The organism is Pseudomonas sp. KH_046_1 (genome assembly GCF_057839025.1).
The window spans coordinates 2,242,436-2,262,113 of the sequence record NZ_CM174481.1; the positions used below are offsets into that span (position 1 = coordinate 2,242,436).

Here is a 19,678-nt window from a genome sequence, read left to right on the forward strand (position 1 = left end):
CGGGCATGGTGGCTGATTCGTTGACGCTGTTAGCGAGGTAACTATGACAAACATCATTCCCATTGACAAGTCCAGGGGGTTCACCCGAATGGACAACAGCCTCATGGAGTCGTTGGCCACGGTTGATCTGCCCGCGCGCGACCTGCGCGTTCTGATGGCCATAGCGCGCCAGACGATTGGCTATCAGCTAGACACCAAGCGGCTCACTGCCGACGAGATCGGCAAGCTCACCAACATGCGTCGGGATGTCACTTCAAAGTCGATCAGCCACTTGCTCGAGCGCCGGATCATCTACCGGGTTGGTGGGAGCCGTGGCGACATTGGCATTTCCCCCATCTCCGAATGGTCTTTTTTCGAAGAGAAAGCATCCCGTCTCACTGAGACCAAAACGTCTCACTCAGCTCAAATCGTCTCACTGAGATCTGAAACGAGTGAGACCAAATCGGCAACTTGCCTTCTTTATACAAAGAAAGAACCCCTATTAACTCTTCCTTCGGAAGAGATTAATCCGCCCCAAGAGCAACCGACCCCCTCGAAGCCTGATCGAAAGACTCCGTTCGGCATGGCCCAACTGCTGGCCGACAACCCGCACAACGTGCCGGAGCAACTGCTGGCCGACTGGCTGACCCAGCGCAAGGCCAAGCGTGCTGCGGTGACGTCCACCGTCTGGTCGACCGTGAATGCCGAGCTGACCAAATGCGTTGAGGCTGGGGTCACACCAGCCGACGCAATTACCGAGGCACTCAATTCGGGCTGGCAAGGTTTCAAGGCGTCCTGGGTGATCAAGCGCTTTGCCGAAGCCGCATCGCAAGTCGCCGCACCATCCCGCCATAACGGCTTCTCTGATCGCGACTACACCGCCGGCCTGACCCGTCGGGAGGATGGAACCTATGCGTTCTGAAAAATTGATCGCCATGCCCAGCTGCATTGCCGATCCGCAGAAAACTACCGGGGTCTGCATCGACCACGGCCAGTTCGCCCAGACGATCAACGTGATTCTCGGCAAGGAGTTCAAGACCGGTTGCCCTGATTGCCTGTTGATCGCCAAGGAGGCTGACGCGGCCCGCGTGAAGCAGCAGGCTCGCGACGAACTGGTCTACAAGCTCGGCTCTGCACTGATCCCGAAGCGCTTCGTCAGCAAGACCTTGGACGGGTACACCGCAGAATCGCCGGAGCAAAAAGAGGCCCTGCGCATCTGCCGCAAGTACGCGGACAAGTTTCCCGAGATAGCCCAGACCGGTCGCTGCTTGTTGCTACTGGGCAAGCCAGGCACCGGCAAGACGCACTTGGGTGTGGCCATTGCCAACGAAGTCATGCGCAGGACCGCCGCCACAGCCGTCTACCGCACGATCGGTTCAGTCCTGCAGGACATTCGCGCCACCTACGAAAAATCCAACGACCGCAGCGAGAGCTGGATTCTGTCCGGGCTGATCAGCCCGTCTCTACTGATCCTCGATGAGATCGGCGTCAGCAAGGAAACTCCGAGCGACTTCGAGCTGACCACGCTGTTCGCGATCATCAACGGCCGTTACGAGCAACTGCGCCCGACGGTGATCATTTCCAACCTGGACGCCAAGACGCTGCCGGCCGCCATGGGTGAGCGCTGCGCCGACCGCCTGCGCGAGGGCGGGGTGATTGTGGTTCCGTTCGAGTGGCAGTCGCAGCGCGGCAAGGAGGGGTTTTGATGAGTGCCGAATTCGCGATCCGCGATCAGCGCGACATCAACCGTCTGATTGGCGCCCTGCATGCCACCGACTTCACCAAGCCGAAGGTGGTGGTGATCCGCGATGAGAAGCGGCCGGACATCTGCAACCGGAAGATGTGGGCAATGCTCAAGGACGTTTCCAGCCAGGTCGAGTGGTACGGCAAGAAACTGTCCGACGAAGACTGGAAGCACGTTTTCAGCTCGGCGCTGATTAAGCAGGACGTGGTGCCCGGAATCGATGGCGGCTATGTCGTCCTGGGCGTGTCGACCCGCAAGCAATCGCAGAAGTGGTTCAGTAATCTGTTCGAGTTGATGCATGCCTTTGGCGCGGAGCATGGCGTGCGCTGGACCGAGCAGGAAAAGTGGGGAGGGCGGTACTGATGCGCGTAGCCCCCAAACCGCCCCGCCCGAAGAAGTGCAAGAACCCGGACTGCGGCATCAATTTCCCGCCGCAGCGCCTCGATCAGGCCGTGTGCAGCCCCAAGTGCGGCCTAGCCATCAAGAACATAAATCAGGAGAAGGCGCGCAAGGCCATCGCGGACCTCGGGCGTCGGGAGATCCGTGCAGCAAGGGAGCGGATCAAGACCCGCGGAGAACACACGAAGGAAGCACAGGCCGCGTTCAACGAGTGGGTTCGTGTGCGTGACATCGCGCTGCCGTGCATCAGTTGTGGCCGGCATCACCAGGGCAAGTACGACGCTGGGCATTACCGCACGGTTGGGAGTAATCCCGCTCTGCGATTCGAGCCGCTCAACTGCCACAAACAGTGTGTCCCGTGTAACCAGCACAAGTCCGGCGACATCGTGAACTACCGCATCAACCTAGTGCAGCGGATTGGCGCCGACCAGGTTGCATGGATCGAAGGGCCTCATGAGCCCCGGCGCTACACCATCGAAGAGTTGAAGGCCATCAAGGCTGAATATCGGGCAAAGACCAGAGAACTGAAGAGGGCAGCAGCATGAAGCTAATCGGAGCACGTCAGGCATGGACTGACTCTCAGCACGAATCGAACGCCTCGATCACCGCGGCAGCCATCGACTCTGCACAGTCGGCGGCAGCGGTAAAAAAGACCCGGTCACGGCAGCATGAGGTGGTGTTTGCCGCGACGGGTGAGGATAAAGCTGAGCGGATCCTGGCTACCCGCCAGCGGATCAGCATCAGCGAGACACGCCGGACGCCGATCGGGCGCTCAACCGCCCGTGCCGCTCATCTGGTCACCATGGGTAAAATCCAGCGCGCCATCGGCACCTTGCCATTTCAGGTGCAGCAGTTCGGCCATTTCCTCTACCACCCGATGATGACCATGCAGCACGTCATGAATGCGGTGCTGCTGGTGGCGTCAAAAGCAGAGCTTCTTGATCTGACCTCTGCGAAGCGGGTGAAGGTGCATTACCTAGTGACCCTGGCGCTTCAGTCGTACAAGGCCCGGGTGAGCGGGGCGGCAGAGTGGGGGCCGGCCCGGGTCGCCACCGAGATGAACAGTTTCTTCGGGGTGACGATCGATCCTAAGAACTGGACGCGTGACTGGCTGGGCTTGTGGGAATCCCTGAAAGAAGTGATCGCTGAAGTTGATATTCAGGCACAACAACCGGTTTGGCAGGTAATTCACGCGGAAAAAGACGAAAATGCGGCATAAGAATGTTGACGTGACGGGGTTTTCTGCGTACTTTTCCCATAGTGCACAAATAATGCGAAACGCACACGAAACCCTGAGCCCGACCACTGCGTCGGGTTTCTATTTGAGTTCGCTGAAATCTCCGCAAGCATCGCAGTACAGATATTTCCTTTCTTCATCTTTGCGCTTGGCGAAAAAGTATCCGGCAGCTTCTTTGATTAGAGCGACTACGGCCGAAACAGCAATCGTCTCCATGAGCGCTCCTGCAGCGGCAGCATGTTTCGTGGTTAGGTCTTTTCTAAGGATGACTGCGGCCGATCGCTCCCCGCAGTGCTTGCATTTTATTTTCATGATCTGGCCCTTTTTGGTAGTTTTTTATTATTGCGTAATCATTCAAGCCCATCCATCGAGTTGGGTTTTTATTGCCTCAAGAAAACCACTGCAGCCAGGGCAGCCTTCGGGAAGGCCAGGATGTCGATAGCCGGACAGTGCACCGTACGGAATCAACACCGGCAGCCCGCGCACCCTGACCTCACATGCTGTCAGGGTGGCGCGAGACTGGATCAGCGAGATCGATGCAATGGGGCGTCGACACAGAGCAGATCTTTGGCAGACAGCGCGGAAAGACGCGCGCACCTATTTCAGAGCTTCAGAAGTCTTTCTTCTTGAAGCTTTTGTCTCCGGACTGATCGTTGCTAATCGTTAGCACGCCGTTCGACACCGAGTACGTTGTCGACGCATCTCCCTCTGAGTAGCGATTTCTCCATCGACCCCATTTGTTTTCATCGTTCATAAATGCTGACCAGATCACACGGTCCTCACTCACTTGGCATCGATAGCGAAACGAGTCTCCATCTGGTCGCCGATAAGAAATCTCGGGGTCCGGCTCTGCATGCTTGGTTTTCATCGTTTTCGTTGGTCGGCCCATCTCTACCGAAATTGCTGCCTTGCAAATATCAGCACTTGAGAAAGTGTCTGCATATGCGTTGGTGGTGAGACCAATGAGGGTGAGGATCCCTACCACTATTTTTCTATTCATGCCCTTGTCCTTGAATTGTTGGCGGGGGGAAGTTTACATGGCCGAAGGCCAATTCTCATGCCACCACGGAGTCGAGCGCATGGAGTTTCTACAGCGCCTGTTCGATAAGCTCGACTGGGCATTCGCCGGACTGTTGGGGGCTATTGCCGCCAGCTTCTGGCACCGGGATGACCTAGTCGACCGAAAGGCCTGGGCCATCTTCATTTTCTCGGGGGCTGTCTGCGCGCATTACCTGACGGGCCTGATCAGTTCCTACTTCGGAGTGGTCGAGCCGCGTAGCGTTGCGGGTGTCGGCTTCCTGCTCGGCACGTTCGGCGGTTCACTCATCGCCGCAATCACCCGCGCCATCAAAGCCGCCGACCTCTGGGCGCTCATCCGTCAGAGGTTCGGGGGAGGCAATCCACCATGAACCTTGAACTGATCAACACCATTGCCTGCGGCCTGATCGCCTTGTGGGCCACCTGGTGCGTACTGAGTGGGAAGGTGAGGGATGGCATACTCGGGAAGCTGATCTATTCGGCGATCTCCATCAGCGGCTTCGTTGTTATGTCCCGTAGCGAGAGCATCTTCATTGCGCCGACCACTGCAGGTCTGACGCTGCATGTGTCCCTGGCTCTGGCCGGTGCCCGCCACATCTTCATGGTCACCTGGTGGCAGAGGGTGAAGGTCTGGTTGTGTCGGATATTGAACTGCGAGCATTGCCTGGCGTGTGACAAGCACCTACCGGGCAAGAGAGACCACCAGAAACCGTAAGCCGCGACACGTTTCACGACTCAGCAAATTGTGTCGCGACACGCAACGTGGAGAGCACTACGGGACGCTTATCCGATTAGACCGGCACCTGCATCATGCTCTCCCGCTGGACCCGGGCTACTCGGCTTTATAGCCTGTGCGTGCAAACGTGTGCTTTTCATTCAGGCCAATGAACTCGTCGGATGGGTCGCTTCTATGTAGCTCGGCATATTTCTCTGATTCTTCGCGGGTAAGGCCGACGAAGATTTCTCTACCCATTGAATCGGTTGAGAGAGCGCGAGTCAGTCTCAATAGCGCCCTATTAAAATCCGGGAGGTAGAGAATTATCTTTCCGTCGTTCAGTTCATCGCAAGCCGCCCTAGCTTCTCCTTCGGTGGAATAGGGGCCTCCGATGTAATCACCGTCAGCAAAGGAGTCTTCGATCTGGAAGCAGTATTGGTCAATGGGAGTGCCGAGTCGCTGAACGCCAAACTCGATAGCGCTCAGCTCAACACGCGGGCGATGCACGACGTTGTATCTATCAGCCATAAAGGTCTTCCTCGCATTGAGTTGAGCGCCATCAATACCGGTAACCCGCTACTGTTTCAATCCCTGCTTTAAGCTGAGCGAAGTCAATTCAAGACAACCAAGCAACCCGACTGGGAGGCCATTGAACTAGCCTACTGGGCTGGGCTGGGCTGGGCTGGGTTGCGTTTCGTTACGGTCTACTGAGCTCATACAAAGCGGCCAACCCGAGGGTCACGATCAATATGGTTTTTGTGGTGAAAATCCTCTTCAGCTTTGACCAGGTAAGGATTGCTAGGCCAAGCACACTTAAGACGATATCTACATTGGTCATGTTGTAGCTCCGGTTTTAGGGAGGCTCCTATTCTCTAGAGCGATTTCACTCTATGTGTGGAGTTGATGACGAATTGTTGCAACTTTCGAGATTTTCTTTGTTTTCGCGCAAAAAAAAACGTCGTGATAAGTAGGTGCTCCATGGTAAGGCCGATACCTCCCATAGACCTGCTGGAATCGGTTGTAGCCATCCTACGTCCTACTCCAGAGGTGTGGGACTGGATCACTGACCAGATCCTCGCCGCCATCGGCAGCATTCACGACGAAGAGCACGCCCACCTGCTCGATGCCAACATCGGTGTGCTTTGGGCATCCTCCGGTTTCGCCAAGCAGGGCAGGGTGGTACTTGGCCAGGCCTATGGTGTGTTGGGCATTCTGGTGATGGTTGCCCGGGTGATCCTTCAGCCGAAGCTGAGCAAGTGACATGAAGGTCGTCGAGTTCAAACGTGAAGACTGGCGTGACCCGGTACGCACCCCGCGCAAGATCGCCGATGATCTTGAGTCTGGCGAGCTGGGCACATGTAAGGTCTGCGTGCTGGCAATGCTCATGGATGGCGGCGAGGTTAAAGCCTTCGGCTTCGGTCCGTCTGTTGACGACCTGCAAGCGATCGCCCTGTACCGACTGGGCGAGCAGAAGCTGATTGATGTGTTACTGGAAGTTGATCACTAAGCGGAATAAATTACTTACACAGCTCGTGGACAGTTCTGAAAAGGTCGCTAGGCTCTGCTTGATATCGTAGTCAAGGAGAGTCTAATACTATGCCAAAAAAACTGAATTTCGCGATCGCAGTATTCTGTTCTATGTCTGTCGAGTCTAGCTTTGGAGCCACCGCTGATAGCTTCCCAAAAGTCACGAAATACCAACTTGCATTCGAGAGTAAAAAGAGTTCGGATGAGCAAATGAATGCAGCTTTAGAAGATTATAAAGAGGTAAGCGTGTTTTGCCGAGATGTTCACAATCTCTACGAAAAAAACTCAAAAAAAGCTGAGAGTTGGAGGCTTGGGATCGGCCTTACTGGTGGGGTGCTCGGAGTCACAGGTGCGATGTTGGCTGCAGCTGGTACCGGAGGTTTTGCCGGAGGCGTAGCTGCTGGGCTTGCTGGCGTTGCAAGCACCACCTTGGGAAATGCTAAAGACGGTCCGCTTGATACCAGCTTCTATTCCAGTCAGCGTGCGCTTATCGCAAAATCAATAACCACATCCGCAGTGAAAGTTGAAGGCTCTGACAGCGCTATCGGTATTCATAAAACTACGCTAGCGCTGGCGGCTTTGTGCTCCACGCCAGCTCCAGCCTAACGCGAATGTAAAGAACCCATTAAGCGCGACTTGATACGCATCGAATCGATTGGAATGGAGGGCGTCGATTGAACAGACCGCGCCCGCACCCGTCAGCATTTTCCTTCTATGAAGCGTCCGACTTCAGTATTCGCCTAACTCCAGCCCCTGAGGTGTGGGAATGGCTCCAAGTTGAGATCCTTGCCGACTCTGGCAGCATTCACAACGAAGACCATGCCCATCTACTGGATGCAGATATCCGGGTCATGTGGGCATCGGCAGCGTTCAGCAAGAAGGGCCGCACGGTAGTTGGCTAGGCTGAACAGGTAGCGTTCCGCGCTGGTGGTTGGCAGAAGGCCCGGATGGAGCAGCAGATGTTCGATTGGTTCGGCTGTGTACCTGCCTACATCATCACGTTGGCCGCCGACTACTGCGCCCAGTGCTCCGACGAAGACTTCTGCGCCCTGGTGGAGCATGAGCTTTACCACATCGCCCAGTCGAAGGATCAGTACGGCGCTCTCAAGTTCACCCAGGAAGGCTTGCCCAAGCTTGAGATGCGCGGACACGACGTTGAAGAGTTCGTCGGTGTAGTTCGTCGCTACGGTGCGAGCCCTGACGTTCAAGCGTTGGTGGATGCTGCAAACAGTCCTGCTGAGGTGGGGAAATTGAACATAACGAGGGCCTGCGGAACCTGTCTGCTCAAGTCGGCCTGAATTTCTGACAGGTTTTGACGGATGACAACCATATGGCAGCACTACGAAGCGAGGTCAAAGCCTTCATCGTTCAGGCTCTAGCCTGCTTTGATACGCCATCTCAGGTGGTCGAGTCGGTCAAGAAAGAATTCGGCATTGAAGTCAGCCGGCAGCAGTGCGAGTCACACGACCCGACAAAGTTCGCCGGTCGAGCCCTGGGCGCAAAGTGGGCCGAGCTATTTCACGCTGCCCGCAAGCGATTCCGCGAAGAGACGGAAGGCATCCCGATCGCCAATAGGGCGTATCGACTCCGGGCACTTGGTCGCATGGCTGAGAAAGCTGAGAACATGAAGAACATGTCGCTCACTGCCCAGTTGCTGGAGCAGGCGGCGAAGGAAGTCGGTGACGTCTATGTCAATCGCCACCGCAGGGACGAGCCTGACGACGAGCCCGTTGTTCCGACTAGCATTGAAGTGCGCGTAGTAGACGCGAGGAAGCCAAATGCCGAGCCTTAACGTTCCGCAGGCTCAGTTCCTCACGCTGCCCCACAAGTTCCGCGCATTCGTGGCTGGCTTCGGCTCGGGCAAGACCTGGGTGGGATGCTCGGCACTCAGCAAGCATTTCATGGAGTGGCCGGGAGTCAACGCTGGCTACTTCGCCCCGACTTACCCGCAGATCCGCGACATCTTCTATCCGACCATGGATGAAGTGGCTTACGACTGGGGGCTCAAGACCAAAATCAACCAGGCGAACCACGAGGTTCACATCTACAGCGGCCGACAGTATCGCGGCACTGTGATTTGCCGGTCGATGGAGAAGCCGCAGACCATCGTCGGCTTCAAAGTCGGTCACGCGTTGGTCGATGAGCTGGACGTGCTGACGTCGATTAAGGCGCAGCAGGCATGGCGCAAGATCATTGCCCGGATGCGTTACAACTTGCCCGGGTTGAAGAACGGCGTGGACGTGACCACGACGCCGGAAGGGTTCAAGTTCGTCTTTCAGCAGTTCGTGAAACAGCTACGCGACAAGCCTGCGCTGACTGACATGTACGGCCTGGTGCAAGCCAGCACGTTCGACAACGAGTTGAACCTGCCGGACGACTACATCCCATCGCTGATGGAGTCGTACCCCGAGCAGCTGATCCGCGCTTACCTGAATGGCCAGTTCGTCAACCTGACATCTGGATCGATCTACCACACGTACGACCGCAAGCTGAACCAGTGTTTCGACACTGTGCAGTCAGGTGAGCCTCTGTTCATCGGCATGGACTTCAACGTCGGCAAGATGGCGGCGATCACCCACGTCAAGCGTGATAACGGCATGCCGCGCGCCGTGGATGAGCTGGTGGAAGGCTACGACACGCCGGACATGATCAAGCGCATCAAGGAGCGCTACTGGCGCCATGACGGTGACAAGTTCGTGAAGACCTGCGAAGTCCGGATCTATCCGGATGCCTCCGGCGACTCACGAAAGTCGGTCAATGCCAGTGAAACGGATATCGCCTTGCTCAAGCAGGCTGGCTTCGTGGTCATCGCTCCGTCAGCCAACCCGCCAGTCAAAGACCGGATCAACGCCATGAATGCCATGTTCTGCAATGCGCAGGGCGAACGGCGTTACCTGGTCAACCCGTTCACTTGCCCGACCTATGCCGACGGCCTTGAGCAGCAGATCTGGGCGCCCAACGGAGAGCCCGACAAGAGCCAAGGCAACGACCACGCCAACGACGCTGGCGGGTACTTCATCCACAAAGAATTCCCAATCATCAAACGTACCGCCACCAGCCAGCCTCTGAGAATGTGAATATGAGTGATGACCCAAGCAAGACGCTCAAGGTCGTGGATGACATGCGCGAAGACTGGGCCATCATCGACGCGCTCATGGGCGGCACGAGGGCCATGCGAAAGGCCGGCACCAAGTTTCTGCCGCAGTGGCCGAAGGAGGAGGGTGACACCTATCAGGCCCGACTTAAGACCTCGACGCTGCTGCCCGCCCTGAGCGAGACGGTGCAGAACATGACCGGTCGAGTATTCGCGGATCCGATCACGCTCACCGATGACGTGCCGGACCAGATCAAGGAAATGGCCGAGGACTTCGACCTGCAGGGGAACAACCTGCAGGTCTGGGCTCAGTCGCTGTTCAGTGGTGGTCTGTCACACGGCCTATTTCATGTGCTGGTTGATCACCCAAAGGCCGAAGGAATCAAGACCAAGGCCGAAGAGAAATCAGCAGGCGTGCGTCCATACGCCGTGATGATCAAGCCGGGCCAGGTGCTCGGCTGGCGCTCTGTGAACAAGGGCGGCGAGCAGGTTCTGACGCAGTTCCGGTACATGGAGTGCATCGAAGTCGATGACGGAGCGTTCGGCACGAAGAGCGTGGATCAAATCCGCGTGCTGGTGCCTGGCGGGTGGGCGACTTACCGCGAGGCCGATGACGGCAAAGGCCAGAAGTCTTGGCAGAAGACGGATGAGGGCCTAACCAGCCTCACCGTCATCCCGCTGACGACCCTCTATACCAAGCGCACCGGATTTCTCACCGCGACACCGCCACTCCTTGAGCTGGCGAACATGAACATCAAGCACTGGCAGTCCCAGAGCGATCAGGACAACATCCTGCACGTTGCGCGGGTGCCAATGCTTGCGGTCACTGGCCTCGATGAGGGCCAAACCATCACGGTCGGATCAGGATCAGCCACCTCGCTGCCGAAAGACTGCGACATGAAGTGGGTTGAGCACACCGGTAAAGCGATCGAAGCGGGGCGCCAGTCCCTCCTTGATCTCGTCGAGGACATGCGCCTCGCCGGCGCGAAGCTGCTCCAGAAGGAAAAGCAGACCGTCAAGACCGCTTCCCAGTCGGAGGAAGAGGCTGCGCAGGAAATGAGCCCGCTCCAGACCATGGCCGGGCAGCTCGAGGACGCGCTTGACCAGGTACTCCACTACTTCGCGCTTTGGATGAAGCTCGACGACGGCGGGCACGTCAAGATCAAGGGCAACTTCGATGTGGACTTCAGCCCTGAAACGACGATGCCTTTCCTGCTGAACCTGAACAAGGCCCGGATCCTGTCCGACGAGAGTCTTTTCCACGAGGTTCAACGGCGCGGACTGCTCAGCGATGAGCTGGATTGGAAGGAAGAAAAGCGGCGGGTTGCTAGCCAAGGTCTAGCGCCCAGTGGGCAGTCATCTCCTGAGCATTGACTGAGGAGCAGGGCACGCATATACAGGTGCCGTATGTGCAGTACAGTCAACGCAGGAAATGCAAATGAGCGATGAGATTGATATTCCCGAGCCCGAGCACGACCACTTGCTCGATCATGAATTCCACGATAACGAGTCATGGGTTGAAGAAGACGCTCAAGCAATTTTTGACGATGAAGACGAAGAGGATGATGACGTTGATTTTCTTGATCAGATAGATCAAGAGGACGAAGACGACAGTATCTAACGGCTTCACGACACGTAAGTAACCGAAGGGCCCCGTCCATTCGTACGGGTCTACATGCTTCGAATCAAGCCCTGGCATCCGCCGGGGCTTTTTTATGGGCGCGATTCCGGATGGATAGCGCCGCGCCGGGCCGGATGGCTCAACAAATGGGCGGATGCCCGGAGATGCATCAATGAAACTGAAATTGGACGACCAAGGCCACGTTTTACTGCAAGACGGCAAGCCTGTGTACGTGTACGACGATGGCAAAGAGGTCGCTTTTGACGCTCCTGGCACCGTGAACACGATCACCCGGCTAAACGCTGAAGCCAAGTCCCACCGCGAAGGCAAAGAGACTGCTGAAGCAGCCTTAAAAGCTTTCGAGGGGATCACGGACGGCGCCGCCGCCAAAAAGGCCCTGGAGATCGTTGCAAACCTCGATCAGAAGAAGCTGGTGGATGCCGGTGAGATCGACAAGGTGAAGGAAGAAATCAGCAAGGCCTACAAAGGCCAGATTGATGAAGCCACCACCAAAGCCGCGACCTTCGAAAAGCAGCTCTACGAAGAAAAGATCGGCGGTGCATTCAGCCGTTCCAAGTACATCGGCGAGAAGCTGGCAATCCCCGCAGACCTGGTCCAGTCCAAATTCGGCACCGCCTTCAAAGTCGAGGATGGCAAAACCATCGCCTACGACCAGCACGGCCAGAAGATCTACAGCCGCACGCGTCCCGGCGAAATCGCTGACTTCGATGAAGCAATCGAAACCCTTGTTGAGCAGTACCCGCACCGCGATCACATCTTGAAGGGCAGCGGAGCCAATGGCTCTGGTGCGCCGAACAACGGTGGCAATGGCGGTAACGGCAAAAAATCCATCTCCCGATCCCAGTTCGATGCACTTGACCCCATGGGCAAGCATGCACACGTCTCTGCGGGCGGCGAAGTTACCGACTGATCCCTAGGAGCAATCCATGAGCAATACTCTCACCGGCCTTACCACCACGATCTACAACGCACTGGACGTCGTATCGCGCGAACTGGTCGGGTTCATCCCTGCCGTTTCGTCCGACATGACCTTCGAGCGTGCGGCTGTCGGTCAAACTGTCACCTCGCCTGTGGCGCCGGCTGCAACCGCATCCGACATCACCCCGGCCGTGACTCCGCCGAACGACGGCGACCAGAGTATCGGCTCCGTGTCGATGACCATTACCAAGGCTCGCCGGGTTCCGGTGCGTTGGAACGGTGAAGAGAAACGCGGCCTGGACAACAACGGCGCGTCGTACAACGTCATCCTGCGCGACCAGCTCGCCCAGGGTATGCGTGCACTGGTCAACGAAGTCGAGTCCGACATTGCCGGTCTCTTCACCAAGACCTCCCGCGCCTATGGTGCTGCTGGCACCGTGCCGTTCGCCACCAACCTGGCAGAAGCTGCGCAGATGCGCAAAATCCTGTCGGACAACGGCGCGCCTATGAGCGACCTGCAGATGGTGCTGGACACCACCGCCGGCGCGAGCATGCGCACCCTGGGTCAGTTGACCAAGGCGAACGAGGCGGCTGACACCAGCATGCTGCGCCGCGGTGTGCTGCTGGATGTGCATGGCTTCGCCATCCGTGAATCGGCGCAGGTCAAAACTCCTGTCGTCGGTACCGGCGCAGCAGGCACCACCAACGCTGCCGGTTACGCCGTAGGCGCGACTGTCATCACCCTGGCTTCGGCGGGTACCGGCTCCATTCTGGCCGGTGACGTGGTCACTTTCGCCGGCGACACCGGCAACAAGTACGTTATTGCCTCGGGCGATGCTGACGTATCCAACGGTGGCACCATCACTTTGGCGGCACCTGGTCTGCGCAAGGCGATCCCTGCCGCCGCAACCCTGGTCACCGTGATTGCCGCAACCACCCGTAACATGGCGTTTGCCCGCTCGGCTCTGGCAGTTGCCACCCGTGCTCCGGCCCTGCCAGAAGGCGGCGACAGCGCGTCCGATCGCATGATCATCACCGACCCGGTCAGCGGCCTCTCGTTCGAGATCTCGCTGTACAAGCAATATCGCCAAATCCAGTACGAAATCGCACTGGCATGGGGTGTTGCTGCCGTTAAAACCGAGCACATGGCTTTGTTGCTCGGCTAACGGGTTAGCCCGGGGTTTCGGCTCCGGGTTCATTTACTCCAGGAGAAACGCATGGGCACTATTCAAGTTAAGCCGTGGGGCAAAGACCAGGGTGATTACGTCCTCATCAACGAAGAAGACTTCGTCGAAGGTACGCACGAACTGTACGCACTGAAAAAGCTGACCGCCAAAGAGCAGAAGGCTCTCGACGCGGCTGTTGCTGAAGCCGCTGCCAAGCTCGAAGCCACCAAGGTCGCGCTGACCGAGAAGGGCATCACCTTCGAAGAAACTGCCGATCAGGCCGCGCTGCAGGCCCTGCTGGATGCCGCTCAGTAACACGCCAGCCGGCGACAACGAAAGGTAGCAGGAGCCGAATATGCTTACTGATCAGCAAAAGTCGGACGCCCGTCGCTACGCCGGTTACCCGATGCAGGGTGATGTGACGCTGGATGACCGACGCGATACCGCGTGGGGCTGGGTTGCACCTTTGATCTGGCAAACGCTGAATCACCGACTGGAAAGCCTGCGCCCAGAGGAAGAGGTCACCATGACCTCGTTCCTGACCAAAATCGCCGGCCTTGAGGCGGATGTCCTGTCCGCCACCGAGAACCTCGACACGGATCAGGCAGCCGTTTGGGTGCACAACAAGGACGAAGTGCGCGACCGCATGAACCTTTACCGGATCTGGCGCCGCGAGTTATGCGGATTCATCGGTGTCCCCCCGGGTCCATCCCTCGGCTCGGGCGGCATCAGCCTGGCAAGGGGCTGACATGGACGGAACAAAGCTCCAGTCCAAGATCTACATCGGCTACGGCAAGGCCGCCAAGCGAATCGGCTTCGACTACCAGCAATTTCGCGCTACGAGCGCCAGTAACCCGCTGTCGTCAGTCGCTTTGCAGACGCTGCCTGTGTCGTTCACCTCCAACTTCAAGTACTCCGCACCGAACAAGTACGGCAAGGCCGACTGGCTTGGCCTGTTCGACGCCCGGGAGTTTGCCGTCGGCGACTACCTCGTCGGCCGGCAGGGCACGTTCTTCATCGCCGCGATGCAGGACACGCTGCCGATCCTTTGTGTGCAGACGAATCGGACGGTTGATGTGCTGCGCGTCGGCATGGATCCCGGCGTCGGGCTCGGTGGTTGGGCGGGTGAACGGAGAGCCACTGAGGTGCCGATCATGCAGGGCTGGCCCGCCAGCATCCTGCAGGGTACGAAGGGCGAGACGAACGAGGTGAAACTGCCTGAGGACGTCAAAACCCCGTGGTGGGCGATCCTCATGCCGGCTTATCCGGGCGTCGTGTTCCGCACCAGCGACATCATCCGTGATGAGCTGGACCGCAAATACATGATTTCCAGCGCTGAACTGACCGATATGGGCTGGCGCATCACCGCAATGCAAGCGCAGGTGTGACGATGGCGAGCCTAACCGACGTAATGAAGCAGGTCGCTGCGCAAGTCGCCGCCATTGCTTATCCGAACGGGACTGGTCAGCCCAGCGCCTCCGGTATTCCGCTGCGGGTTTACCCAGGCTGGCCGGTACCGAACGTGTTGGATACTGACCTTGCTGCAGGATGGGCGCACATCAGCGTCTACCCGCACGGCAAGGACCGGAAAACCACACGTTACCTCGGGCGAGGCTGGGAGCAACTGACGAGCCCTGTTCACACCGTTGTTATGACGGTCGCTGGCGCAGTGGTGATGCTGTCGGGCACGGTCAGCAAGCAGAACTTGCTGATCAACCTCAATGGCACCCACTACGTGTACGCCATGCAGGCTACGGACACACTCACGACAGCCGCCACTGCGCTCGCCTCGATGATCCCTGACGCCTCTAACGTTGGGCCAGTCATCACGCTTACGGGCGCTCATGGCGTCTTCACGCGCGTCGGCGGGTTCGGCACGGCCTTCAAGGAAACGAAGCGCCAGGAGCAGGTGGTGCAGATCATCATCTGGGCCAACTCGCCAGAGGCAAGAGCGGCTGTGGCTGACCAGCTCGATTCGGTGTTGTCCGACAGCAACAGCATCGCCTTCACGGACGGCTCCAGCGGAATCATCACTTCTGCCGGGTCGCTGATGACTGACCACCTTCAAAAGGCGGACCTCTACCGGGTCGACCTGTTCTACAGCATCGACTACGCCACCACGCAAGTCCTGCAAGCCACCGAAGTCATCGCTCCGGTGCTGAATATCGTCAACGCCCAGTCCGGGCTTCCTGTAATCACTGTGAACCCTTGAGGCCCGACATGGACTCCGAAACCAAACCGGTTAAGGCGAAGTCTTCGCCGTACAAGCTGACCGTCAAGTTCGCCTTTGCTGACTACCAAGTCGGCCAGGAGATCACTGACCCCGATGAAGTCGCCGCCATTCTCGGCGGCGAGTGCGCGGGCAACGTCCTGAAAGTCGCCAACGCCTAACAGGCGAAACCCACACACAAAAAGCCGCCCATCGAGGCGATTTTTTCATTAGGAGGACGCCATGCCCATTTACCCGGCAGGCAGCTTGAACACGGCGGCTCTTCAGGCCCCGGATCTCTACATCCAGATCGTTCCGCCAAAGACCCGCTTTATCAACGGTGTGGCCACCGACATTCTGGGCATCATCGGCATCGCTGACTGGGGCCCGGTAGGCGCCTCCACGCTGATCGGCTCGCCTGGTGATGCCTCGCAGAAATTCGGCACGCAGACCGTGCGCAAGTACGATCTGTGCACGGCGATTGCCGTGTCGATCCAGACTGGTGCATCGAACATCCGTGCCGTGCGGGTGACTGACGGCACCGACACCGCCGCGACCGCCACGCTGAAGGATACCGCCGTAGCGACCGGCGCCACACTGACCGCGTTCTACACCGGCACACTGGGCAACTCGCTCAGTGCCACGCTGTCGGCTGGCTCGGCTGCGTCGAGCTGGAAGTTGGTCATCACACTGCCAGGTGTTGCGCCCGAGGTCTTCGACAACATCCTCGGCTCCGGCCTTGCGTTGTGGCAAAACATCGTCAGCGCGGTGAACAATGGTCAGTCGGGTATTCGCGGACCGTCGCAACTAGTGATTGCCACTGTCGGCGTGTCTGTCCTCGCTCCGGTAGTCACCACGCAGACGGTCGCTTTCACGTCCGGCACTTCCGGCAATACCACCATCACTGACGCGGTTCTGGTCGGCACTGATGGCGTGACCGGTGCAACCCGCAAGGGTATGTACGCCCTGCGCGGCAGCGGCGCCCAAGTGGCGAACCTGGTGGACGTTACCGACGGCACTCAATGGCCGACCATGTTGACCTACGGCCTGTCCGAAGGCTGCTACATGATCACCCAGGGCGTTGCGGGGGCCTCGTACACGACCGTCGCCACCGCGCTGACCACTGCAGGCTGCGACAGCTACGCACTGAAGGTCATGGTCGGCGACTGGGTGTACTGGCAGGACCAGGTCAACGGCCAGCAACGCATGATCGCGCCGGCAACTTTCTCTGCGGCCAAGATCGCTGCGCTGTCACCGAACCAGAGCCCGCTGAACAAGCCAATCACCAACGCGGTGTCGACGCAGCGCAACCTGGCACAGCAGCCGTACAGCATCGCCGAGATTGGTGCGATCAACACTGCGCGACTCGATGTCATCACCAACCCTTGCCCGGGCGGCAGCTACTTCGGCCATCGTTCTGGCCTGAACTGCTCCAGCAACTCGGCGGTGAGTGGCGACAACTACACCAGGCTGACGAACTTCATCTCGCTGACCATTGCGGCCTCGTTCGGCAGCGTGATCGGCCAGTTGCAGACGCCTGATGTACGCCGCACCACCAAGTCGACCATGGAAAGCTTCCTGCAGACGCTGGTGCAGCAGGGGATGATCGGCGACGGCAATGGCGGGCCAGCGTTCTCGGTTCAGTTGGATGCTTCCAACAACCCTGATGCCCGCGTCGCCTTGGGCTACATGCAGGCCGACGTGCAGGTCAAATACCTGTCCGTGATCCGGTACTTCCTCGTGAACCTCGAAGCCGGCCAGTCCGTCACCGTGGTTGCATCCGCCACCCCGCGCACCTAAGCGCTGAACCACTTCCCAGCCCGACCTAGCGTCGGGTTTTTCATTTGGAGAACGCCATGCCCGGTCAAGGTGGATACAACACGGGGAAGGATGTCGCGATTGACATCAACACCCCTACGGGGCCGATCCGGCTTCCGAAGATCATGAACTTCGATTCAAAACCCAAGGTCACGAACCAGGAAATCACGCCGCTCAACGGCCTCACCGATGAGCTGATGATTCCGAAAGGCTGGACCGGCACGTTCGAAGCCGAGCGCGTCGACTCCACCCTCGATGACTGGTGGGCGCAGTTCGAAAGCGACTACTACAACGGCGTGAACCAGAACCCGGCCACCATCACCGAAACCATTCAGGAAATCGGCGGTGGCCAAACCACCTGGCGCTACACCCACGTCATTCTGAAGCTCGAAGACGCCGGTAAGAAGGAAGGCGACAAGACCATTCGCCAGTCGATGTCCTTCACCGCTCGCCGTCGCATCAAGGTTTAACCCGTTACGCATGGCAGCCCGGCAGGGCGCGGGCCTCGTCAACCCGCACGCCATGCACCTTTGACGACTCGCTGACCAGAGGAATTACCCATGGCTAAAGTTACCGTTCACGAAGGCGTAGCGGCGCCCGTTGTTGTCGACCAGAAACCGCGCTTCGAGAGCATTCAGGATTCGAAAGGCCGCACCATTCAGTTGCGCAAGCTGGGCCCACTGGAGCAGGGCCGCATTGTCGTCGCCGTCGGCGGTGAGATCGCAGGCAACCAGACCTACATGTCAGGGTTTGCACTGCCAGCCGCCATGGTCGTTTACATCGACGACACCCCGTTCGGCCTGCCGCAGACCCACAAGCAGATCGAAGTCGTTCTGAGCGAATTGGGCGAAGAGGGGATGGAGGCGATCAACAAGCACTTCATCGCCAAGTACGAGGCTGCTCAGGCCGAAGCTGAAGCCCGCGCACTGCAAGAGGGCCTTGGCGCCGAGCAGGCCGCAGCAAAAAACTAGCAACGAACCCCGAGTTTCGCCGGGACTGTTGGCTGGTGAAAAACGGGGTTCCGTTCAATCTGCTGTTTGAGTGCGGGCCATTGGCCGACTACGAACGCTTCGCCTTTTCCATCCTGTTTTCCGAATTCGAGGGATCGGGAGTCTGGAACTGGTCCAGCATGCAGTTCGACAAACCGAAGGAGGGCTGACCGTGGAATTCAAGAGTTTGGGCAGCCTGGCGCTGCACATGGCCGGCCAGGAAGTCGCTTTGCTGGCCAGCCTGCACGCAGGGCTGGAGAAGTGCGCTGTCAGGGTGGAGCAGGTCGCCAAGGCCGAGATCGGGCACTACCAAGCTGGTATTGGCCCATTTCCGGCCTGGGCAGACCTGGCTGACTCAACGGAGGTGCAAAAGGCCCAAATGGGGTATCCGTCCGATACGCCGCTGGAAGCCACGGGCGAGATGCGCGACAGCATCACGCACACGACGCACATGCTGGAGACGGTAATCGGCTCGACCGACAAGAAAATGGTTTACCACGAATTCGGTACACCGAAGATGCCAGCTCGGCCAGTGATGGGGCCTGCGGTCTTGCGCAGCAAGGAGTACATCCGGCGGGTTCTTGGTCTGGCAACGGTGTCCGGGCTCATCGGCGGCTCGGCGATTCACGCATCGCTGGGGTATGACTCTACTCCGTGACCCACATCGAACCGTTGTCGGTCTTGATCTGTGTGTAGGGGCCATCTCGCTTGAGCACCTTGAATTGCCCGGTCAGTGGTTTGCACATGTAGGTGGAGAGATTCACCAGCGACTCCCGCATCTCGGCGCGCTGCGCAACATAATGCGGGTTGTCGGACATGATGTTTTGCATCAGAACTTGACGGGATTGCTGCGTGCCCTGGTCTTCGCAGCCGTATTCACCGTCCAGCTTCAGATCGGCAGCCACCGCGGCGGTTGAAAGCGTGGCCGCAGCCATAAAGAACAATGCCTTGTTCATGTAATCACCGAATGAAGATTGCATAGAGCGCGAAGAGAAGGGCGCAAAGGGCGCCGCCGGCGAAAACCATCACCAAGCTGCTGCAGGTGAAAACGAGAAGGCCAGTCTGTAAATCCAAGCCTGCCTTCGGCCGCTCTGCCTTCTTTGCTGGTCTTGGTGCCGCGTCCTTCAGCTCAATCGAGCGCATAGAGCCAACATCTTGGATTCGGCCGTTCACCCACTGATACGTACGACACCCATTTGCCAT

29 protein-coding genes and 2 pseudogenes are annotated in these 19,678 nt (G+C 58.3%); 27 read left to right on the plus strand and 4 right to left on the minus strand.

Annotated elements, in window-relative coordinates; genetic code table 11:
• The first annotated feature begins 43 nt into the window (after positions 1–43).
• The 5 genes from AC3IT9_RS10380 to AC3IT9_RS10400 are packed head-to-tail and all read left to right on the plus strand — an operon-like array spanning position 44 to position 3,341.
• Positions 44–901, plus strand: a complete 858-nt coding sequence (locus AC3IT9_RS10380) for a replication protein (protein WP_489272902.1) — start codon at positions 44–46, stop codon at positions 899–901.
• Positions 891–1,685, plus strand: coding sequence for an ATP-binding protein (locus tag AC3IT9_RS10385; protein WP_489272904.1), 795 nt, complete (start codon positions 891–893; stop codon positions 1,683–1,685). Before AC3IT9_RS10380 ends, AC3IT9_RS10385 begins: the two co-directional genes overlap by 11 nt.
• On the plus strand, positions 1,685–2,086 hold the full coding sequence (locus tag AC3IT9_RS10390) for a recombination protein NinB (protein ID WP_489272905.1): 402 nt from the start codon (positions 1,685–1,687) through the stop codon (positions 2,084–2,086). The genes AC3IT9_RS10385 and AC3IT9_RS10390 overlap by 1 nt, the downstream gene beginning before the upstream one ends.
• Positions 2,086–2,667 carry a recombination protein NinG gene (locus tag AC3IT9_RS10395; protein WP_489272906.1) on the plus strand — a complete coding sequence of 194 codons (582 nt, stop codon included), beginning with the start codon at positions 2,086–2,088 and terminating at the stop codon, positions 2,665–2,667. The genes AC3IT9_RS10390 and AC3IT9_RS10395 overlap by 1 nt, the downstream gene beginning before the upstream one ends.
• Complete coding sequence (locus AC3IT9_RS10400) at positions 2,664–3,341, plus strand: hypothetical protein (RefSeq protein WP_489272907.1); 678 nt, start codon at positions 2,664–2,666, stop codon at positions 3,339–3,341. Before AC3IT9_RS10395 ends, AC3IT9_RS10400 begins: the two co-directional genes overlap by 4 nt.
• 99 nt (positions 3,342–3,440) lie before the next feature.
• Here AC3IT9_RS10400 and AC3IT9_RS10405 read toward each other — a convergent pair whose 3' ends face one another.
• Together AC3IT9_RS10405 and AC3IT9_RS10410 are read right to left on the minus strand one after the other, a co-directional pair.
• On the minus strand, positions 3,441–3,575 hold the full coding sequence (locus AC3IT9_RS10405; RefSeq protein WP_489272909.1) for a hypothetical protein: 135 nt from the start codon (positions 3,573–3,575) through the stop codon (positions 3,441–3,443).
• A gap of 394 nt (positions 3,576–3,969) precedes the next feature.
• Positions 3,970–4,359 carry a hypothetical protein gene (locus AC3IT9_RS10410; RefSeq protein ID WP_489272910.1) on the minus strand — a complete coding sequence of 130 codons (390 nt, stop codon included), beginning with the start codon at positions 4,357–4,359 and terminating at the stop codon, positions 3,970–3,972.
• Between the two features lie 79 nt (positions 4,360–4,438).
• On the opposite strand from AC3IT9_RS10410, the gene AC3IT9_RS10415 reads away from it, so the two are divergent.
• Together AC3IT9_RS10415 and AC3IT9_RS10420 are read left to right on the plus strand one after the other, a co-directional pair.
• Positions 4,439–4,768, plus strand: coding sequence for an MFS transporter (locus AC3IT9_RS10415; RefSeq protein WP_489272911.1), 330 nt, complete (start codon positions 4,439–4,441; stop codon positions 4,766–4,768).
• On the plus strand, positions 4,765–5,112 hold the full coding sequence (locus AC3IT9_RS10420) for a hypothetical protein (protein ID WP_489272912.1): 348 nt from the start codon (positions 4,765–4,767) through the stop codon (positions 5,110–5,112). Before AC3IT9_RS10415 ends, AC3IT9_RS10420 begins: the two co-directional genes overlap by 4 nt.
• Positions 5,113–5,229: 117 nt before the next feature.
• On the opposite strand, the gene AC3IT9_RS10425 is transcribed toward AC3IT9_RS10420, so the two are convergent.
• On the minus strand, positions 5,230–5,640 hold the full coding sequence (locus AC3IT9_RS10425) for a hypothetical protein (RefSeq protein ID WP_489272913.1): 411 nt from the start codon (positions 5,638–5,640) through the stop codon (positions 5,230–5,232).
• A gap of 450 nt (positions 5,641–6,090) precedes the next feature.
• On the opposite strand from AC3IT9_RS10425, the pseudogene AC3IT9_RS10430 reads away from it, so the two are divergent.
• The 20 genes and pseudogenes from AC3IT9_RS10430 to AC3IT9_RS10525 all read left to right on the plus strand — a co-directional run.
• Positions 6,091–6,306, plus strand: a pseudogene (locus tag AC3IT9_RS10430) (putative metallopeptidase); the annotation flags it as partial.
• A gap of 67 nt (positions 6,307–6,373) precedes the next feature.
• Positions 6,374–6,619 carry a hypothetical protein gene (locus tag AC3IT9_RS10435; protein ID WP_489272914.1) on the plus strand — a complete coding sequence of 82 codons (246 nt, stop codon included), beginning with the start codon at positions 6,374–6,376 and terminating at the stop codon, positions 6,617–6,619.
• An 89-nt stretch (positions 6,620–6,708) separates the two neighbouring features.
• Complete coding sequence (locus tag AC3IT9_RS10440; protein ID WP_489272915.1) at positions 6,709–7,245, plus strand: hypothetical protein; 537 nt, start codon at positions 6,709–6,711, stop codon at positions 7,243–7,245.
• A 68-nt stretch (positions 7,246–7,313) separates the two neighbouring features.
• A pseudogene (locus tag AC3IT9_RS10445) lies at positions 7,314–7,937 on the plus strand (putative metallopeptidase).
• A 32-nt stretch (positions 7,938–7,969) separates the two neighbouring features.
• Positions 7,970–8,431, plus strand: a complete 462-nt coding sequence (locus tag AC3IT9_RS10450; RefSeq protein WP_489272917.1) for a DUF2280 domain-containing protein — start codon at positions 7,970–7,972, stop codon at positions 8,429–8,431.
• Entirely contained in the window at positions 8,418–9,716 is a 1,299-nt protein-coding gene (locus AC3IT9_RS10455) for a terminase large subunit domain-containing protein (RefSeq protein WP_489272918.1), read from the plus strand. Before AC3IT9_RS10450 ends, AC3IT9_RS10455 begins: the two co-directional genes overlap by 14 nt.
• A gap of 2 nt (positions 9,717–9,718) precedes the next feature.
• A complete protein-coding gene (locus AC3IT9_RS10460) occupies positions 9,719–11,107 on the plus strand; it encodes a DUF4055 domain-containing protein (protein WP_489272919.1) in 1,389 nt (462 codons plus the stop codon).
• A 64-nt stretch (positions 11,108–11,171) separates the two neighbouring features.
• Positions 11,172–11,354 (plus strand): hypothetical protein, encoded by a 183-nt coding sequence (locus AC3IT9_RS10465; protein ID WP_489272921.1) that lies wholly within the window; start codon positions 11,172–11,174, stop codon positions 11,352–11,354.
• Between the two features lie 172 nt (positions 11,355–11,526).
• Complete coding sequence (locus tag AC3IT9_RS10470; RefSeq protein WP_489272923.1) at positions 11,527–12,285, plus strand: DUF6651 domain-containing protein; 759 nt, start codon at positions 11,527–11,529, stop codon at positions 12,283–12,285.
• 16 nt (positions 12,286–12,301) lie between these two features.
• A complete protein-coding gene (locus tag AC3IT9_RS10475; protein ID WP_489272924.1) occupies positions 12,302–13,459 on the plus strand; it encodes a major capsid protein in 1,158 nt (385 codons plus the stop codon).
• Between the two features lie 51 nt (positions 13,460–13,510).
• Positions 13,511–13,774, plus strand: a complete 264-nt coding sequence (locus tag AC3IT9_RS10480) for a hypothetical protein (protein ID WP_489272925.1) — start codon at positions 13,511–13,513, stop codon at positions 13,772–13,774.
• Between the two features lie 40 nt (positions 13,775–13,814).
• Positions 13,815–14,207 carry a hypothetical protein gene (locus tag AC3IT9_RS10485; RefSeq protein ID WP_489272926.1) on the plus strand — a complete coding sequence of 131 codons (393 nt, stop codon included), beginning with the start codon at positions 13,815–13,817 and terminating at the stop codon, positions 14,205–14,207.
• 1 nt (position 14,208) lies between these two features.
• Positions 14,209–14,847 carry a hypothetical protein gene (locus AC3IT9_RS10490; RefSeq protein WP_489272927.1) on the plus strand — a complete coding sequence of 213 codons (639 nt, stop codon included), beginning with the start codon at positions 14,209–14,211 and terminating at the stop codon, positions 14,845–14,847.
• Between the two features lie 2 nt (positions 14,848–14,849).
• Positions 14,850–15,671: a hypothetical protein gene (locus tag AC3IT9_RS10495; RefSeq protein ID WP_489272929.1), complete on the plus strand. Its 822-nt coding sequence runs from the start codon at positions 14,850–14,852 to the stop codon at positions 15,669–15,671.
• Between the two features lie 8 nt (positions 15,672–15,679).
• A complete protein-coding gene (locus AC3IT9_RS10500; protein WP_489272930.1) occupies positions 15,680–15,850 on the plus strand; it encodes a hypothetical protein in 171 nt (56 codons plus the stop codon).
• Between the two features lie 61 nt (positions 15,851–15,911).
• Complete coding sequence (locus AC3IT9_RS10505) at positions 15,912–17,468, plus strand: phage tail protein (protein WP_489272931.1); 1,557 nt, start codon at positions 15,912–15,914, stop codon at positions 17,466–17,468.
• A gap of 56 nt (positions 17,469–17,524) precedes the next feature.
• A complete protein-coding gene (locus AC3IT9_RS10510) occupies positions 17,525–17,956 on the plus strand; it encodes a hypothetical protein (RefSeq protein WP_489272932.1) in 432 nt (143 codons plus the stop codon).
• A 90-nt stretch (positions 17,957–18,046) separates the two neighbouring features.
• Positions 18,047–18,457: a hypothetical protein gene (locus AC3IT9_RS10515; protein WP_489272933.1), complete on the plus strand. Its 411-nt coding sequence runs from the start codon at positions 18,047–18,049 to the stop codon at positions 18,455–18,457.
• Between the two features lie 35 nt (positions 18,458–18,492).
• The gene (locus tag AC3IT9_RS10520; protein ID WP_489272934.1) at positions 18,493–18,645 is read left to right on the plus strand and encodes a hypothetical protein; all 153 of its coding nucleotides are present in this window, start codon (positions 18,493–18,495) and stop codon (positions 18,643–18,645) included.
• Positions 18,646–18,647: 2 nt separating this feature from the next.
• On the plus strand, positions 18,648–19,133 hold the full coding sequence (locus tag AC3IT9_RS10525; protein WP_489272936.1) for a phage virion morphogenesis protein: 486 nt from the start codon (positions 18,648–18,650) through the stop codon (positions 19,131–19,133).
• On the opposite strand, the gene AC3IT9_RS10530 is transcribed toward AC3IT9_RS10525, so the two are convergent.
• A complete protein-coding gene (locus tag AC3IT9_RS10530; RefSeq protein WP_489272937.1) occupies positions 19,123–19,431 on the minus strand; it encodes a hypothetical protein in 309 nt (102 codons plus the stop codon). The two genes, AC3IT9_RS10525 and AC3IT9_RS10530, sit on opposite strands and share 11 nt — an antisense overlap.
• Positions 19,432–19,678: the final 247 nt, after the last annotated feature.